The following is a 16,480-nucleotide window of genomic DNA, read 5'->3' as shown; positions in this document are numbered from 1 at the left end:
ACGATGACTCTCACCCAGCACGACATCGACCAGGAGATCGCGGCCGAGCGCGCCGCGTACGAGAAGCGGCTCGCCGACGGCGGGCCCGTCGAGCACCAGCCGCGTCGTGACTACGCCCCGTACCGCTCCTCAGTGCTCCGCCACCCGAAGCAGCCGCTGGTCACGATCGACGTCAGCAAGGACCCGGAGCTGGTGGAGCTGGCCTCCCCGGCCTTCGGGGAGCGGGACATCACCGAGGTCGACAGCGACCTCACCCGGCAGCACGACGGCGAGCCGATCGGCGAGCGCATCACCGTCTCCGGCCGGCTGCTGGACCGCGACGGCCGCCCGATCCGCGGGCAGCTCGTGGAGATCTGGCAGGCCAACTCGGCGGGCCGCTACGCCCACCAGCGCGAGCAGCACGACGCCCCGCTGGACCCGAACTTCACGGGTGTGGGCCGCACGCTCACCGACGACGAGGGCCGCTACCACTTCACCACCGTCCAGCCGGGCCCGTACCCGTGGCGCCAGCACCTCAACGCCTGGCGCCCGGCGCACATCCACTTCTCGCTCTTCGGCACCGCGTTCACCCAGCGGCTCGTGACGCAGATGTACTTCCCGAGCGACCCGCTGTTCCCCTACGACCCGATCATCCAGTCGGTGACCGACGACGCGGCCCGGCAGCGGCTGGTCGCGACGTACGACCACGCCCTGTCGGTGCCGGAGTTCTCGATGGGCTACCACTGGGACATCGTGCTGGACGGCCCGAACGCCACCTGGATCGAAGAAGGGCGCTGACCTGCCATGACGAAGATCGACACCAGCAGGCCGGAGAACGTGCTGCCCACCCCGTCGCACACCGTCGGCCCGTTCTACGGCCACGCCCTGCCGTTCCGCGGTGGCGAGGACATCGCACCCCTGGGGCATCCGGACACGGTCACCGTGCACGGGTACGTCACCGATGGCGCGGGCGTTCCGCTGCCGGACGCCCTGATCGAGCTGTGGGGCGCGGCCCCGGACGGCAACGTGCCGACGGCGGACGGGTCGATGCGTCGCGACCCGGCGTCGGGCGGCTTCCTCGGGCGCAACGGCGTGGAGTTCACGGGCTGGGGACGGATCCAGACCGACGCGAACGGCCACTGGTACGCGCGCACGCTGCGGCCCGGTGCGCGCGGGCGGAGCGCGCCGTACATCAGCGTGTGCGTCTTCGCGCGGGGGCTTCTCGTGCACCTGTACACCCGCATCTACCTGCCGGGCGACGAGGCGGTGCTCGCCGCAGATCCGCTGCTGTCCGGGCTGGAGGACGGGCGGCGCGACACGCTGATCGCCGTGGCGGAGGCCGGCGGCACGTACCGTTTCGACATCCGTCTTCAGGGCGAAGGCGAGACGGTCTTCCTGGAGTTCCAGTGACAGCTGCTCAAGGTGACACCGGCCTGCTCGCCCCCGGGTGGGCCGGCTCGGCGGCGGCGTCCGCCACGAGCGACCACGCCTATCTGCGGGCGCTGCTCGACGCGGAGGCCGCGCTGACCCGGGCCCAGGCGGCGCTCGGGCTGGCCCCCGCCGAGGCGGCGACGGCGGTGACCGAGGCGGCCGACGCCGGTGCCTTCGACGTCCGGTCCCTCGCCGAGCGGGCCCGCGCGGGCGGCAACCCCGTCATCCCCCTGGTCGCGGAGCTGACGAAGGCCATCGGCGAGGAGTACGGCCCCTACGTCCACCGGGGCGCGACCAGCCAGGACATCATGGACACCGCGACGATGCTGGTCGCGGTGCGCACCCTGGAGCTGGTCCTCGCCGATCTCGGCCGCACGGAACGGGCGCTGGCGCGGCTGGCCGCCGAACACCGTGACACCGCGCTGCCGGGGCGGACGCTGACCCAGCACGCCGTACCGACGACGTTCGGGCTGAAGGCGGCCGGATGGCGGGCGCTCGTCCTCGACGCGCGGGACCGGGCGAAGGCCGTGAGGGACTCGCTGCCGGCCCAACTCGGTGGCGCTGCGGGCACGTTGGCGGCTTTCGGGGCGTACGGCGCGAGCGATCCGGCCGCGCTGCCGGTGGCCTACGCCCGTGAACTCGGCCTCCGGGCACCCGATCTGCCCTGGCACACCCTGCGGACGCCCGTCGCCGATCTCGCCGGCTGCCTGGCCTTCACGGCGGGCGCGCTCGGCAAGCTCGCCGTGGACGTCCTCACCCTGTCGCGCACCGAGATCGGCGAGGTCGCGGAGAGCAGCGGCGGGGGTTCGTCCGCCATGCCGCACAAGTCCAATCCCGTGCGGTCCACCCTGATCGCCTCCGCCGCGCGGCGGGCACCGCAGCTCGCGGCCACGCTGTACGGGTCGATGGCGGCGGAGGACGAGCGGCCGGCCGGGGCCTGGCACGCGGAGTGGGAGCCGCTGCGCGACCTGCTGCGGCTGGCCGGCGGGGCCGCCCGGGACGCCGCCGAGCTGGCGGAGGGACTGCGGGTCAGGCCCGGCGTCATGCGCGAACACCTGGATCTCACCCAGGGGTTGATCATCTCCGAGCGGCTCTCCGCCGAGCTGGCCCCGGTGCTGGGCCGCGCCCGCGCCAAGGAACTCCTGACCCGGCTGGCCTCCGAGGGGCGCCCGCTGGCCGAGGCACCGGAGCTGGCGGACACTGACCTCGATCCCACCCACTACACCGGCTCCGCCGGAGCCCTCACCGACCGTGCTCTGGAGCGACGTTGACACTCCTCGACCACCGTGCCGAAGGGCCCGCTTCCGCACCCCCGCTGCTGCTCGGGCCTTCCCTCGGCACGTCGAACGCCCTGTGGGACAAGGTGGCCCCCGAGCTGTCGATCGCCCATCGGGTGGTCCGCTGGGACCTGCCGGGACACGGCGGCTCGGCCGCCGGTCTCATCAGCGCGGGCGCGACGGTCGGGGACCTCGCCGACCTGGTGCTTGCGCTCGCCGACTCGCTCGGGATCGAGCGGTTCGCGTACGCGGGTGTGTCGCTGGGCGGGGCCGTGGGGCTGCATCTCGCGGTGCACCGTCCGGAGCGGCTCTCGACCCTCGCCGTGATCTGCTCCTCCGCGCACTTCAACGGGTCGAAGCCCTGGGAGGAGCGGGCCGCGCTGGTGCGGCGGGAGGGGCTGGCCGGGCTGGCGGAGAGTGCGGACGCGCGCTGGTTCACGTCCGGTTTCACCGTGCCGGAGCTGGTGGACGACCACCGCCGCGCCGATCCGGACGCGTACGCCGCCTGCTGTGACGCGCTCGCCGCGTTCGACCTGCGGGACCGGCTGCCCGAGATCGCCGTGCCGACGCTGCTGGTGGCCGGGCGGGACGATCCGGCGACACCGCCCGCGCATCTGCGGGAGATCGCCGACGCCGTGCCGGGCGCGGCGCTCGTGGAGATCCCGGGCGCCTCGCACCTGGCGCCCGCGCAGTGCCCGGAGGCGGTGCTGACCGCGCTGCGCGCGCACTTCGGCGGGCCCGCCGGGCGCGGTATGGAGGTGCGGCGCGAGGTGCTCGGCGACGCACACGTCGACCGGGCGCAGGCCCGGCAGACCCCCTTCACGGCCCGCTTCCAGGACTTCATCTCGCGCTACGCCTGGGGCGAGATCTGGACCGATCCGACGCTGTCGCGCCGCGAGCGCAGCATGATCACCCTCACCGCCCTGGTGGCGCACGGCCACTACGACGAACTGGCCATGCACGTCCGGGCGGCCCGCCGCAACGGGCTCACGCCGGAGGAGATCGGCGCGGTGCTGCTCCAGACGGCGGTGTACTGCGGGGTCCCGGCGGCGAACTCGGCGTTCGCTGCGGCCCAGCGGGTGCTGGCGGAGGAGGACGGCGCCTCGTAGACGCCGGAGCGCCTCGTGGGCGCCGGGGTGGGTGTCCCTGCCGGTCGTAGGTTCGCAGGCAGCTCGCTCCGGCCCGCCCGGCGTGCCTACGGTGGGGGCATGTCCACCATCCTGATCACCGGCGCCACCTCGGGGCTCGGCCGGTACGTCGCCTTCGAACTCGTCCGCTCCGGGCATGTCGTCCTCGTCCACGGCCGGGACGCGGACCGCACCGAGCGGCTGGCCGGGGAACTGCGCGCCGAGGGGGACGCCGAGGCGTTCGTCGCCGACCTGGCCTCGCTGGCGCAGGTGCGCGAGCTGGCCGGGCACGTCGCCGACGCGCATCCCGACCTCGACGTGCTGGTCAACAACGCGGGCGTGGGGTTCGGGACGCCCGGTGCGGGCCGTGAGCTGAGCGCCGACGGGCACGAGCTGCGGCTGGCGGTGAACTATCTGGCGCCGGTCGTGCTGACCCGGGCCCTGCTGCCGGTGCTGCGGGCGAACGCTCCGGCGCGGATCGTCAACGTCGGTTCGGCCGGTCAGGAACCCCTCGTCGTCGAGGATCCCGAGTTCACCCGCGGCTACGACGGCGTGTCGGCGTACTGCCGCAGCAAGTTCGCGCTCGCCGCGCACACCTTCGCGCTCGCCGGGGAACTGGACGACACCGGCGTCTCGGTGAACGTGCTGCACCCGGCGACCTACATGGACACGTCGATGGTCCGCGAGGCGGACGTCACGCCGTGGAGCACGGTCGCCGACGGGGCGGCCGGTGTGCTGGCCCTGGCCACGCGCGACCTGGGCAGCGGCCGGTACTTCGACGGGACGAGCCCGGCACGGGCCCATGAGGCGGCGTACGACCCCGGGGTGCGCGAGCGGCTCGCCGCAGTGACCGACCAGTTGCTCGCCGCCTGAGCTACCCGGGTCCGGCACCCGCCTTCAGCGCCGCCCGGGCCCGCTCGGCCAGTCCGTCGGCGCCGCAGGAGACCGCCAAGTCCAGGCCGCGGTGGAGGTCGGTCGCCGAGCGGGCGGCGATGCCGTACTCGATGCGGGCCGCCGCGTGCTCGTACTGGCAGGGCGAGGACTCCAGGTAGGCGACGGCCTGGGCGGCGAGGCGGACCGCGCGCTGGCCGGTCTCCAGGGCGGCGGCGCAGCGCAGGGCCTCGCCTATGGCGGTGTCCGTGCCGAAGCGCTCGGCATGGCGGCGGACGTCCACGGCGAGCCGGGCGGCGCGGGTCGGGTCCTCGGTGGCCAGGGCCCGGGCGAGGTCGGCCGCCCAGGGGACGAGCACGGGGTTGTGGTGCCCGCGCGCCGCCGCTGCCTTCTCGGCGGCCTCCAGTTCGTTGACGCCGTCCTTGGTGCGGCCGACGGCCAGCAGCAGCCGGCCACGCACCGAGCGCGGGTCCGGCAGGACGATGGTGGACGGGTAGGGCGGGGCGAAGCCGTACCGTTCGGCGACCTCCCAGGCCTCCTCGACATGGCCGCGGGCGAGCAGCGTGTCGACGAGGTTGCAGGTCGCGGTCCAGTACAGGGGCAGGCGGCGGCCGACGCGTTCGGCGAGGCGCAGCGACTCGCGCAAGGACGCCTCCGCGTCCTTCAGCCGGCCCCGTCTGCGGTGGCCGAGCCCGACGTAGGCGTGGGCCAGGGCGAGGTGGCCGCCGCTCCAGCCGGCGGTCTCGTAGGCGCGCAGGGCCTCGTTGTAGAGGGTCTCGGCGCGGTCGAGGCGGTCGGTGAAGGCGTAGGCGTTGGCCAGCATCAGCAGCAGTTCGATGCCCCACTCGGTGTCGGTCCAGCCGAGCCCGGGGGCCAGGCGGCCGTTGACGAGGGCGCGGTCGCACAGTTCGGCCACCTCCTCGGCGTTCTCGCCGTGCATCAGGGCGTCGAAGCCGCGCAGGATGAGCAGCGCGCGTTCGGAGTTGTCCCGGCCGGTGCAGGTGCTCGCGAGGTCGGCGAGCCGCCGGGAGCGGTCGGGTGAGGTGGCCTCGCCGGCGTGCAGGCCCTCCCACATGAAGTGCACGGCCTGGAGCCGCATCCGGGCGGGACCGGGCTGGAGCCGGGCGGCCTCCGCCTCGACCGTGCGGACGGCCTCCTCCAACTGGTCGTTGTGGAGCAGCGCCTGGGAGAGCCGGAAGACGGCGTCCACGCGTTTGCCGCCGTCGAGGCCCGGCATGCCGAGCGCGGCCCGCAGCTGGCTGATGGTGCGGGCGCGGTCAGGAAGGTGGCCTCGGCCAGTTCGTACAGCACGTGGGGGTGCGATTCGGGCCGGGGCGGTTCCTTCAGGGCACGCTCCAGGCAGCGGCGGGCCGCGTCGGGGGCGCCGACGGCGAGGTGCTCGCGGGCGGCCTCGCGCAGTTGGCCGACGAGTTCCTCGTCGTCGTCCGGGTGGACTTCGAGGAGGTGCCGGGCGGCCGCCGCGGCGCCGTGTCCCTCGTCGGTGACGATGCGGGCGGCGATGCCGTGCATGGCGGTGCGCAGGGCGTCCGGGATGGAGTTGTAGACATCGGTGGCGATCAGCGGGTGGACGAACTCCAGGTCGCCTTCTCCGGTGCGGCCGGTCGTCGGGTCGGGGGCGGTGAGGATGCGGGCGGTGCGCAGCAGTTCGGCGCAGCGGCGGGCGTCGTCGGGCCGCAGGGTGGCGAGCTTGGCGACCAGGTCGATGGAGATGCCGGTGCCGAGGATGGCGGCGGCCCAGGCGAACCTGGTGGCGTCGATGCCGAGTTCCTCCAGGCGGGCGACGAGGCCGCCGCCGCGGGCCGAGCGGTTCAGCTCGCGCAGTTCCCCGGCCCGGGCCTCGACCGGTTGGAGGTCGCTGTCCCGCACCTTGGCGAGGAGTTCGACGGTCTCGTAGGGGTTGCCGGCGGTGACGGCCCAGACCTCGCGGCAGAACGCGGCGTCGGCGTGCTCGCCGAGGGTGGCTCGGGTGAGTCCGGCCGTGGCGTCCGGGGTGAGGGCGCTGAGGGCCGTGACGGGGCCGTTCGCGGCGGCGGCGACGGTGTCGAGGTGCCGGGCGCTCGCGCCGGAGACCTTGCCCGGGCGGCGGGCCACCACGACCAGGACGGACATCTCGTCGAGGCGCTCGGCGAGCCCCGCGAGCCAGTGCAGCGTCTCCTGGTCGGCCCAGTGGGCGTCGTCGATCAGCAGCACCAGCGGCCACTCCCGGCGGGCGAGCCGGCGCACGGCGGCGACCAGGCCGTCGCACACGCCCTGCGGGTCGGCCTGCCGGTCGCCGGGGTCCGCTATGCCGAGGGCGGGGCCGGCGATGTCGTACCAGTCGCCGAGGTACTCGCGTGCCTCCTCCGGCAGCATCGACACCAGTGCGGGTTGCAGCAACTGCCGTACGACGTTGAAGGGGACGGACCTGAGGGTCTCGCCGCCGCGGGCCGACCAGACCGTGCAGCCGCGTGCCTCGGCGATGCGGCGGGTTTCGGCCAGCAGCGCGGTCTTGCCGAGTCCTGCCTCGCCGCTGAAGACCAGGAGTCCGCCGGCCGAGGAGCGGTCCGCGCACAGGCGGTCGACCGCCCGCGCGACGGCGGCGACTTCCTCGTCGCGCTCCCACAGGGAAGCCGAGGCGCCGGCCGTGGGCCGTACCTCCGTCATCCCGCTACCTCCCCAAGTCGCCCGAACGACGTACAGACGTCGAGCGTAGTCCTCCGATTGCCTGAGTGGAGGGCGGACCGGGCACCTGTTGCCGTGACGGGTGACATGGGGTGCGGCCGCACGACGCGACCGGCCCGCCACCAGCTCCCTTCGGGTCAACGCGGCGCGACAGCACGGGAGGTGACGTTCATTCACCAGGAACGGGACACACGGCGCGGCCGCCGGGCGCTGGTCGCGGGGTCGGTGGGCAATCTCATCGAGTGGTACGAGTTCGGCGTCTACGGCTACTTCGCGACGATCATCGCGGCGCGGTTCTTCACGCCGGAGGGCGGCAGCGAGGCCGAGGCGCTGGTGAAGACGTACGCGTCGTTCGCGCTCGCGTTCTTCTTCCGGCCTGTCGGGGCGGCGCTTTTCGGCCGCCTGGGCGACCGGGTCGGCCGTCGTCCGGTGCTGATTCTGGTGATCGCGCTGATGACGGTCGCGACGACGCTGATCGGCGTGTTGCCGACGTACGCGCAGGCGGGAGCCCTGGCGCCCTGGCTGCTCACCTGTCTGCGGGTGCTCCAAGGGTTGTCCGCCGGTGGGGAGTTCGGCGGCGCGGTGTCGGTGATGACGGAGTTCGCGCCGCCGGGCAGGCGAGGGCTGTACGGGTCGTTGCAGTCGTTCACGGTGGCGCTGGGGCTGCTGGCCGGTGCGGGCGCGGCGGCGTTGCTCGCCACGGTGCTGACCGAGGAGCAGTTGGGAACGTGGGGCTGGCGGCTGCCGTTCCTGCTGACGCTGCCGTTGGGGCTGGGGGCGTTGTGGCTGAGGCTGCGGCTGGACGAGACGCCGGCGTTCGTCGCGGAGGCGGCACGGCAGACGCCTCCCCCGCGCGAGGTCGTCGGAGCCGTCGTGCTGGGCGCGGGGCGGATCATGGGGTGGGCCGCGGCCGGTTACACGTTCCTCGTCGTGCTGCCGTCGTATCTCCAGAGTTCGCTGGGCGCGAGTTTCCAGCAGGCGCTGGTCGCCACCGTGCTGGCCAACCTGGGCTTCGCGGTGACGATCGTGCCGGCGGGGCTGCTCAGCGACCGGCTCGGGCGGCGGGCGGTGATGCTGACGGGCGCGGTGCTGGTCGTGGTCCTCGCGGTGCCGCTGCTCAACCTTCTTCAGGCGCCCGGCGTTTCGAACACCGTGAAGGGAGTGGCGGTGTTCGGCGCCGGTGCGGTGGTGGGGCTGATGGCGGGGCCGGGTCCGGCGATGCTGTCGGAGATGTTCCCGACCCGGGTGCGCTACACGGGCCTGGGACTCGCCTACGCGCTGTCCAATGCGGTGTTCTCCGGGTGCGCCGGGCTCATCATCACGGAGACGATCGAGCGGACGGGGAGCGTGGACGTCCCCGCGTACTACGCGGCGGTGACGTGCGCGGTGAGCGTGCCGGCGCTGCTCACGCTGTCCGGGCGGCGGGTGGGGGTCGCGGTGGCCGACACGGCGGAAGAGGCGGAAGAGAAGGCGGGTTGAACGGATGCGGGTGATCGGATGCGGGTGATCGGTCTCATGTCCGGGACGTCGTACGACGCCATCGACGCGGCGGCGGCCGAGCTGGACCTCGTCGGGGACAGCCTGGTGCTGAAGCCGCTCGGCATGGTGAGCGAGCCGTACGACGGCGAACTGCGCGAGAGCCTGGCCGCCGCCCTGCCGCCGGGCACCACCACGCTGGGCGAGGTGTGCCGGCTGGACACCCTCATCGGGCAGGCCTTCGCGGCGGCCGCGGTCCGGGCCGACCGGGAACTGTGCGAGGGGCGGGCCGAGTCGGTGGCCTCGCACGGGCAGACCGTCTACCACTGGGTCGCCGAGCAGGAGGTGCACGGCACGCTCCAGCTCGGGCAGCCGGCGTGGATCGCCGAGGCGACCGGACTGCCCGTGGTCGCCGACTTCCGGCCGCGTGACATCGCCGCCGGCGGGCAGGGCGCTCCGCTGGTCAGCCTGTTCGACCTGCTGTGGCTGCGCGGCCGGCCGGGCAGGCCCGTCGCGCTCAACGTCGGCGGTATCGCCAACCTCACCGCGCCCGACGGGACCGCTTTCGACACCGGGCCGGGCTGCGCGCTGATCGACGCGGCGGCCCGGGGGTTCAGCGGCGGGGCCCTGGCCTACGACACGGACGGGGCCCTGGCCGGCCGCGGCCGGGTGCACGGGCCGCTGCTCGACCGGCTGCTGGAGGAGCCGTACTACGCGCTGCCCGCGCCCAAGACGACGGGCAAGGAGCTGTTCCACCTCGGCCATCTGCGGGACGCGCTGGCCGGGTTCGGGACACTGCCCGCCGAGGACGTCGTCGCCACCCTGACCATGCTCACGGCCCGGACGGTGGCGGACGCCGTGCGGTCGGTGGGCGCGACGGAGGTCGTCGCCTCGGGTGGCGGGACCCGCAACCCTGTGCTAATGGGCATGCTCGGAGATCTGCTGCCCGGGGTGGCGGTTCGCACCTCGGACGAACTCGGGCTGCCGTCCGACGCGAAGGAGGCCTACGCCTTCGCTGTCCTGGGATTCCTCACGCTGCACGGCCTGCCCGGCACCGAGCCCGCGAGCACCGGTGCCCGGCGTCCGACCGTGCTCGGGTCGGTGACCCCGGGCCGGGACGGGCTGCGGCTTCCCCCGCCGGCCGACCGGAGTCCGACGCGTCTGCTGCTGGACTGACGCGAACCGTTCGGCTCCTCTCATGCCACTTTCACCGACGCCTCATACGGTGGGGGCATGACGCAGGAGACTCCTCCCGGGTGGTACCCCGACCCCGGACAGAAAAGTGACGGGCCCGCCACCGTGCGCTGGTGGGACGGCAAGGCCTGGACGGACCGCATCCGTCCGGCGGACCCGGCCGCGACCTGGGGTCCCCCCACGCAGCCGCCGACGGCGGAGGCCTCCCCGACGGAGCCGGCCCCTGGTGATGCGCCGTTGTCGGATCCAGTGCCCTCAGGGGACACGTCGCCCTCAAGGGACACGTCGTCCTCGGAGCAGTCGGGGGCCGCTGAGCAACCAGGTGATGCGGGGGCACCGGGAGCCCCCGGGTATCCGGATGGTGCCGGGAATCCGGCCGCCGCCGGGCAGTTGACCGGCGTTGGACAGCCCGAAGCGGGGCAGCCGGCTGATGCCGGGGCACCGGGGGCCACTGGCAGTCCGGGTGGTGCCGGCACCCCAGGAACACCGGGGTATCCGGGCAATCCCGGACAACCGGCAACCGCCGGAAACCCGGCCGACGCCGGACAGCCGACCGGTGCCACACTCCCAGGAACCGCCGGGCATGCGGGCGATGCCGGACAGTCGGCAGCCGCCGAAAACCCGACCCACTCCGGACAGCCGACCGCCGCCGCATCCTCAGGAGCCTCCGCGTATCCGGGCAATCCCGGACAACCGCCAGCCGCGGGGTATCCAGGCGGCGCCGCTTACCCGGCCGCCGCCGGCTATCCGCCCGCCGCCGGCCATCCGGCAGTTCCCGGCTATCCCACCTACCCCGCCGCACCTCCGCCCGCCCGCCGGGGGCGAGGGCTGCGGATCGGGATAGCCGTGGCGGCAGCCGTCGTCGTGCTCGCCAGCATCGGTGTCGGTGTGTACGCGCTGACCGACAGCGGCGGCTCGGGCGGCGGTTCCGCCAGCCCACAGGCGCCGGGCGGACCGGGCGGACCCGGGGGCCAGGGCGGGCCGTTCGGCGGGCCGGGCGACTCCGGGGGCTCCGGAGGGGACGGTGGATCCGGCGGCTCCGGTGGTCAGAGTCCGTCGCCCGGGCAGTCCCAGCCGCCGAAGATCAGGAGCGGGTCGGTGACCGACGCGGTCAGCGGGATCAGCCTGCCGATCCCGAAGGGCTGGTACGGCCAGGAGGTCCCGGTCGGCGCGCAGATGACGTCCGACGACTCCTACAAGTGCCCCGGCGACACCGCCTCGACCTGCACGAAGGGCGGAGCCTACTCGGCACCGGCCCTGGCCCTCGGCACCAAGGGCGCCACCGCCGAGGAGGTCGCGAAGGCGGACATCGCGGCGAACGCCGAGGAGTCCTACGGCGGGAAGTCCTACGGCGGGATCACCTCCCACGACGTGCTGGCCGCCAAGTCCGTGACCGTGGCCGGGCAGAAGGGCTATCTGGTCCGCTGGAAGGCCGTCACGAGCAAGGGCGCCGACGGCATCGTGGAGTCGCTCGCGTTCCCCTCCCCCGCGAACCCCAAGCAGATGGTCGTCGTGCGCTTCGGCGTCGACGCCGACCAGAAGGAGTCCGTCCTCGACGAGATCACCGAGGGCATCAAGGTGTCGACGGGCGGCGGCAACGGCCAGGTCGTCTGACCGGACCGGACGCAGCCGGACCACAAGGGACCCGGACACTGTCGGCCGGGTGGGGCGCCCCCGCCGCTCACAGGGGAACCCCACCCGGCCGGGGGTGCGCGCCGCCCCCGTCCCCACGGGTCGGCGCGGTCGGGTCGCCGTCCGGTCATCCCGTGGACGGCGGCCCGGGTCTCAGGTGAGGCCGAGTGCCGGCAGCACCGCCGCCTCCACGAATCGCACCAGATACTCCGGGTCCGCGTCCTCGCCCTCCAGGACGGGCCGGATGCGCAGGACGCCGAACATCTGCGCGGGGATGTACTCCAGCGCCGGGTGATCGGCGGGCACCTCCCCGCGTTCGACCCCGCGCCGGATGATCTCCTTGAGCGCGGCGATCTCCGGTTCGACCAGCGCCTCGCGCAACGCGCGCTTCAGCTCGGGGTCCTGGGGCGCGGCATGGGCGAGCGCCTGGAGCAGCCTGGTGTCCCGGCCCGACAGCTCGCCCGCGGCCCGGGCGGCCTCGCGCAGGTCGTCCGCGAGCGAGCCGGTGTCGATGCAGCGCGTCCGCCGGTGTGAGCGCAGCGCCGCCGCCACGAACTGGGGCTTGGTCTTCCACTGCCGGTAGAGCGTGGACTTGCTGCACCGGGTGCTGGCCGCGATCCCCTCCATGGTGACGGAGTCGTAGCCGCACTCGCGGAGCTGCTCCAGCACGGCGTCGTAGAACTCCTGCTCACGCTCGGGCGTGATCTTGGAGCGGCGCGAGGAACCGGCCGGCTCGGGCCGGTCCGCAGCCTGCGACGTCATGGGCTGTGCTCCTGGCTTCCTCGGGCGGCCGGAAAATTCCCGGCCGGCGGTGTGTCGTTCGTCTATCGATACGCCAGTGTACCGGTACGCCGCCGTATCGGTACACTGGCGTATCGGTACGCACTCGTACCGATAACAGCAGTACCGTCACCGAAAGGGCCGGGGGATGAATGCCCGCACCGAGCCTGCGCCGGCGGGGTCCGACGCGATAGCGCGACCGCCGCTCGTCCGGGAGCTCCTGCTCGTCGCAGGGCTCTTCCTCGTCTACAAGCTCGGCCGGCAGCTGGCCACGGGTCACACAGTCGAGGCCTTCCACAACGCGTACCGCGTGTGGGACTTCGAACGAGCGGTCCGGCTGCCCGGCGAGGGGGCGGTGCAGTCCCTGCTGCTGCACGGCGAGGGCCTGGTGCACCTCGCGAACACCTACTACGCGGCCGTCCACTTCCCGGCCACCGCCGCCTTCCTGATCTGGCTCTACCTGCGCCGCCCGGCCCACTACGTATGGGCCCGCCGGGTCCTGGCCGCGGTCACCGCCGCCGCCCTGGTGCTGCATCTGCTGTTCCCGCTCGCCCCACCGCGCATGCTGGCCGCGACCGGGCTGGTGGACACGGCGCGGGTGTACGGCCCGTCGGTGTACGGCAGTCCCGCGACCGACTCCCTGTCGAACCAGTTCGCGGCGATGCCGTCGCTGCACTTCGGCTGGGCCCTGATGGTGGCGGTCGGCCTGATCGTGGCGACCCGCTCGCGGTGGCGCTGGCTGTGGCTGCTGCACCCCCTGCTGACGCTGCTGGTGATCGTCGGCACCGCGAACCACTACTGGCTCGACGCGATCGTGGCGAGCGCCTTGCTGGGTCTCGCCTTCGCGGCAATTCTCCCCCAGACTTCGTCCGGGGGGACCCCCATCTCGCTTCGCTCGCCGCATCGCACCGTGACGACGGCGGGCCGCGCGCAGGGCAGGCTCGCACCGGCCCAGGCCCAGACCCAGGTCCGGGCCGAGGAGCAGGCGCTCGCGGGAGCGGGCCGATGAGCGCCGTCCTCGTCGCCGTGGTCCTGTCCCTCGTCTCCGCCGTCGCCTACGCGGCCGCCGCGGTCGCCCAGGAGCGGCTCGCCTCCCGCTCGCCCGGTGCGGGCACGCTGCGGCTGCTCGGCAGTGTCGCCTGGTGGTGGTCGGTCGGGCTGAACGCGGCTGCCGCGCTGCTACACGTCGTGGCACTGAAGTACGGTCCGCTGACCGTGGTCCAGCCGCTCGGCGCGCTCACCCTGGTCGCGGCCGTGCCGATGGGCGCGCGCCTCGCCGGGCGGCGGGTGAGCCCCGTCGAGTGGAGGGGCACCGCGCTGACGCTGCTCGGCCTGGGCGCGATCCTGGTCACGGCGTCCGGTCCGGCGCCCGACGACGTGCTGAGTGTCCCCGAGGCACTGGCGGTCGCGGGCGCGACCGCGGCCGTTATCGGGGTGCTGTCCCGGCCGGGCGCCCGCCCGGGGCTGCGTCACGCGAGCGCGTCCGGCGTGGCCTCCGGGGTCGCCTCGGCCCTCACGCAGACCGTGACGGTGGCGGCGACGGACCGGTCCGGTCCGCTGCTGAGCGTCCAGGTGATCGGGGTGGCACTGCTCGTGGCGGCCTTCGCGGCCGGCGGGCTGCTGCTGTCGCAGACGGCCTACCGGGGCGGTCTCGGCGGCCCGCTCGCGGTGGTGACCCTGGCCAACCCGCTGGCCGCCGCGGTGATCGGCCTGTCGCTGCTGGGCGAACGCCTCCAGGGCGGTCCGGCGGGCGTGCTGCTGGCGCTCGCCGGGGGCGGCCTGGCGTCCTGGGGCGTGGTGCTGCTCAGCCGGGCGACGCCCGCGGCCGCCCCGGCGGACGACGACCATCCGGTGGCCGCCGTCCTGGCGCTGGAACCCGGTTCGGCCACGGCCGAACCGGCGCTGGTGCCCCGGCCGCACGATCCGGGGCACCTCACCTCGGCTACGCGGTGATGAACGCCGGGTCGCTCACGCCCGGCTGCCCGTTCTCGACGTGTCCCGCGAACCGCCGCAGGAACGCCGCGTCGCCCTCGGCGGTGACGGTCAGGTCGTACCAGCGGCGGCCCGCGGCGAGGTCGACGGTCCGCCTTACCTTGGCGCCGGGCCGGACGGTGACGGTCGAGGGCCGGCCGCCGTAACCGTCGGAGAGCTTCAGCCGTGCCGTGCCGGAGCCCTTGTTGGTGAAGGTCAGCTCGATGTCGTCACCGGTGTGGCGTGCGGTGACCTCGCAGCCGGCCGTCCTGTTCGACCCCCTGAAGACCCGCACGAAGCCGTTCGGGCCGTGCACGGTCAGGTCGTACGAGCCCGCCGACCAGGCCGAGTTCCAGGTGTCGGAGAGGGTCTTGCCGGCCTCGGTGGTGTACATCCAGGGGCCGTCGGCGCGGTTGCCGGAGGTGACGTGGAAGGCGGCGCCGGCCTTCGGCCCGGAGGCGAAGGCGAGGGTGAGCTTGCCGGCCGCCGGGTCGACCGAGGCGTCCACGTGCGGTGCGTACTTCAGCGGCCGGGCGCGGCGCAGGCCGCGTTCCTGCCGGGGCATGCGCGGGTCGGCGGGCGGGGTGGGCTTGTAGTCGGGGTGGCGTTCGCGGTCCTGCGGCTCGTACTCGTCGGTGCCGGGCAGCAGGGCGGGGCGCGTGTCCTTGCGGGAGAAGTCGAACGCGGAGGTCAGGTCACCGCAGATCGCCCGGCGCCATGGCGAGATGTTGCTCTCGCGCACGCCGAAGCGGCGTTCCATGAACCGCAGGATGGAGGTGTGGTCGAACGTCTCCGAGCAGACGTATCCGCCCTTGCTCCACGGCGAGACGACCAGCATCGGCACCCGGGGTCCGAGACCGTAGGGGCCGGCCGTGTTCTTGCCGTCGCCCGGGAAGAGGTCGAGGGACACGTCGACGGTGGACTTGCCGCGGGAGGCGTCCTTCGGCGGCAGGGGCGGCACGACGTGGTCGAAGAAGCCGTCGTTCTCGTCGTAGGTGATGAACAGGGCCGTCTTCGACCAGACCTCCGGATTGGCGGTGAGGGCGTCCAGGACCTGGGCGATGTACCAGGCGCCGTAGTTCGACGGCCAGTTGGAGTGCTCACTGAAGGCCTCGGGGGCGGCGATCCAGGAGATCTGCGGCAGCTTGCCGGCCTTGACGTCGGCCTTCAGCAGGTCGAAGTAGCCGTCGCCGGCCTTGGCGTTCGTGCCGGTACGGGCCTTGTCGTACCAGGGATCGCCGGGCTGGGCGTTGCGGTACTTGTTGAAGTACAGCAGCGAGTTGTCACCGTAGTTGCCGCGGTAGGCGTCCTCGATCCAGCCCCAGGAGCCCTTCGCGTCGAGGCCGTCGCCGATGTCCTGGTAGATCTTCCAGGAGATGCCGGCCCGCTCCAGGCGCTCGGGGTAGGTCGTCCAGCCGTAGCCGAGTTCGTCGTTGCCGAGGACCGGGCCGCCGCCGGTGCCGTCGTTGCCCGTGTAGCCGGACCACATGTAGTAGCGGTTCGGGTCGGTGGAGCCGATGAACGAGCAGTGGTAGGCGTCGCAGACGGTGAAGGCGTCGGCGAGGGCGTAGTGGAAGGGGATGTCCTCGCGGGTCAGGTACGCCATGGTCGTGGTGCCCTTGGCGGGCAGCCACTTGTCGTACTTGCCGCCGCTGTAGGCCTGCTGGCCGTCGGGCCAGGAGTGCGGCAGGCCTTCCAGGAACTGCATGCCGAGGTCGTCGGCGTCCGGGTGGAAGGGCAGGATCTCCTTGCCGTCCTTCTCCTGGTGCCATATCGGTTTGCCGTTGTCGAGGGTGACCGGACGCGGGTCGCCGAAGCCGCGGACGCCTCTCAGGGTGCCGAAGTAGTGGTCGAACGAACGGTTCTCCTGCATCAGGACGACGACGTGCTCGACATCGTCGATCGAACCGGTGCGGTGATTGGCCGGGAGCGCGGCGGCGCGCTGGATGCTGGCGGACAGCGCGCTGAAGGCCGTGGTGGCACCCGCGAGTTGGAGAAAGCGGCGCCGGTTGACTTCGGACATGAAGGACAAACCTCTCA

Annotated in this window: 11 protein-coding genes and 3 pseudogenes; 11 read left to right on the top strand and 3 right to left on the bottom strand. The window is 73.5% G+C overall.

What is annotated here, in order from left to right; genetic code table 11:
• The first annotated feature begins 3 nt into the window (after window positions 1-3).
• From pcaH to CP976_RS36755, 5 genes are all read left to right on the top strand, one after another.
• Window positions 4-777 (top strand): protocatechuate 3,4-dioxygenase subunit beta, encoded by a 774-nt coding sequence (pcaH, locus tag CP976_RS36775; protein WP_150484203.1) that lies wholly within the window; start codon window positions 4-6, stop codon window positions 775-777.
• A 6-nt stretch (window positions 778-783) separates the two neighbouring features.
• Window positions 784-1,389: a protocatechuate 3,4-dioxygenase subunit alpha gene (gene pcaG, locus CP976_RS36770; RefSeq protein WP_150484202.1), complete on the top strand. Its 606-nt coding sequence runs from the start codon at window positions 784-786 to the stop codon at window positions 1,387-1,389.
• Window positions 1,386-2,681: a 3-carboxy-cis,cis-muconate cycloisomerase gene (pcaB, locus tag CP976_RS36765; protein WP_150484201.1), complete on the top strand. Its 1,296-nt coding sequence runs from the start codon at window positions 1,386-1,388 to the stop codon at window positions 2,679-2,681. The genes pcaG and pcaB overlap by 4 nt, the downstream gene beginning before the upstream one ends.
• Window positions 2,678-3,796: a bifunctional 3-oxoadipate enol-lactonase/4-carboxymuconolactone decarboxylase PcaDC gene (gene pcaDC, locus CP976_RS36760; protein ID WP_150484200.1), complete on the top strand. Its 1,119-nt coding sequence runs from the start codon at window positions 2,678-2,680 to the stop codon at window positions 3,794-3,796. Before pcaB ends, pcaDC begins: the two co-directional genes overlap by 4 nt.
• A gap of 99 nt (window positions 3,797-3,895) precedes the next feature.
• Window positions 3,896-4,687, top strand: a complete 792-nt coding sequence (locus CP976_RS36755; protein WP_150484199.1) for an SDR family NAD(P)-dependent oxidoreductase — start codon at window positions 3,896-3,898, stop codon at window positions 4,685-4,687.
• Between the two features lies 1 nt (window position 4,688).
• On the opposite strand, the pseudogene CP976_RS36750 reads toward CP976_RS36755, so the two are convergent.
• A pseudogene (locus CP976_RS36750) lies at window positions 4,689-7,369 on the bottom strand (ATP-binding protein).
• 180 nt (window positions 7,370-7,549) lie between these two features.
• On the opposite strand from CP976_RS36750, the gene CP976_RS36745 reads away from it, so the two are divergent.
• The 4 genes and pseudogenes from CP976_RS36745 to CP976_RS36730 all read left to right on the top strand — a co-directional run.
• Window positions 7,550-8,866, top strand: a complete 1,317-nt coding sequence (locus tag CP976_RS36745; protein ID WP_150484198.1) for an MFS transporter — start codon at window positions 7,550-7,552, stop codon at window positions 8,864-8,866.
• Window positions 8,867-8,884: 18 nt separating this feature from the next.
• Window positions 8,885-10,039, top strand: coding sequence for an anhydro-N-acetylmuramic acid kinase (locus tag CP976_RS36740; RefSeq protein ID WP_150484197.1), 1,155 nt, complete (start codon window positions 8,885-8,887; stop codon window positions 10,037-10,039).
• A 57-nt stretch (window positions 10,040-10,096) separates the two neighbouring features.
• Window positions 10,097-10,213 (top strand): annotated as a pseudogene (locus CP976_RS44000) (DUF2510 domain-containing protein); the annotation flags it as partial.
• 537 nt (window positions 10,214-10,750) lie between these two features.
• A pseudogene (locus tag CP976_RS36730) lies at window positions 10,751-11,671 on the top strand (hypothetical protein); the annotation flags it as partial.
• Window positions 11,672-11,842: 171 nt separating this feature from the next.
• Here the strand turns inward: CP976_RS36730 and CP976_RS36725 are convergent.
• The gene (locus CP976_RS36725) at window positions 11,843-12,451 is read right to left on the bottom strand and encodes a TetR/AcrR family transcriptional regulator (RefSeq protein WP_150484196.1); all 609 of its coding nucleotides are present in this window, start codon (window positions 12,449-12,451) and stop codon (window positions 11,843-11,845) included.
• Window positions 12,452-12,617: 166 nt separating this feature from the next.
• Between CP976_RS36725 and CP976_RS36720 the strand changes: the two genes are divergently transcribed.
• Entirely contained in the window at window positions 12,618-13,478 is an 861-nt protein-coding gene (locus CP976_RS36720) for a phosphatase PAP2 family protein (protein WP_150484195.1), read from the top strand.
• Window positions 13,475-14,422, top strand: a complete 948-nt coding sequence (locus CP976_RS36715) for a DMT family protein (RefSeq protein WP_150484194.1) — start codon at window positions 13,475-13,477, stop codon at window positions 14,420-14,422. The genes CP976_RS36720 and CP976_RS36715 overlap by 4 nt, the downstream gene beginning before the upstream one ends.
• Here CP976_RS36715 and CP976_RS36710 read toward each other — a convergent pair.
• A complete protein-coding gene (locus CP976_RS36710; protein WP_150484193.1) occupies window positions 14,412-16,463 on the bottom strand; it encodes a phosphocholine-specific phospholipase C in 2,052 nt (683 codons plus the stop codon). The two genes, CP976_RS36715 and CP976_RS36710, sit on opposite strands and share 11 nt — an antisense overlap.
• Between the last annotated feature and the right edge of the window lie 17 nt (window positions 16,464-16,480).

Origin of the sequence: Streptomyces coeruleorubidus, from assembly GCF_008705135.1 — a bacterium.
Lineage (GTDB): Bacteria > Actinomycetota > Actinomycetes > Streptomycetales > Streptomycetaceae > Streptomyces > Streptomyces coeruleofuscus.
Note: the sequence above shows the minus strand (reverse complement) of the source record. Positions and strands in the feature narration are given on the sequence as shown.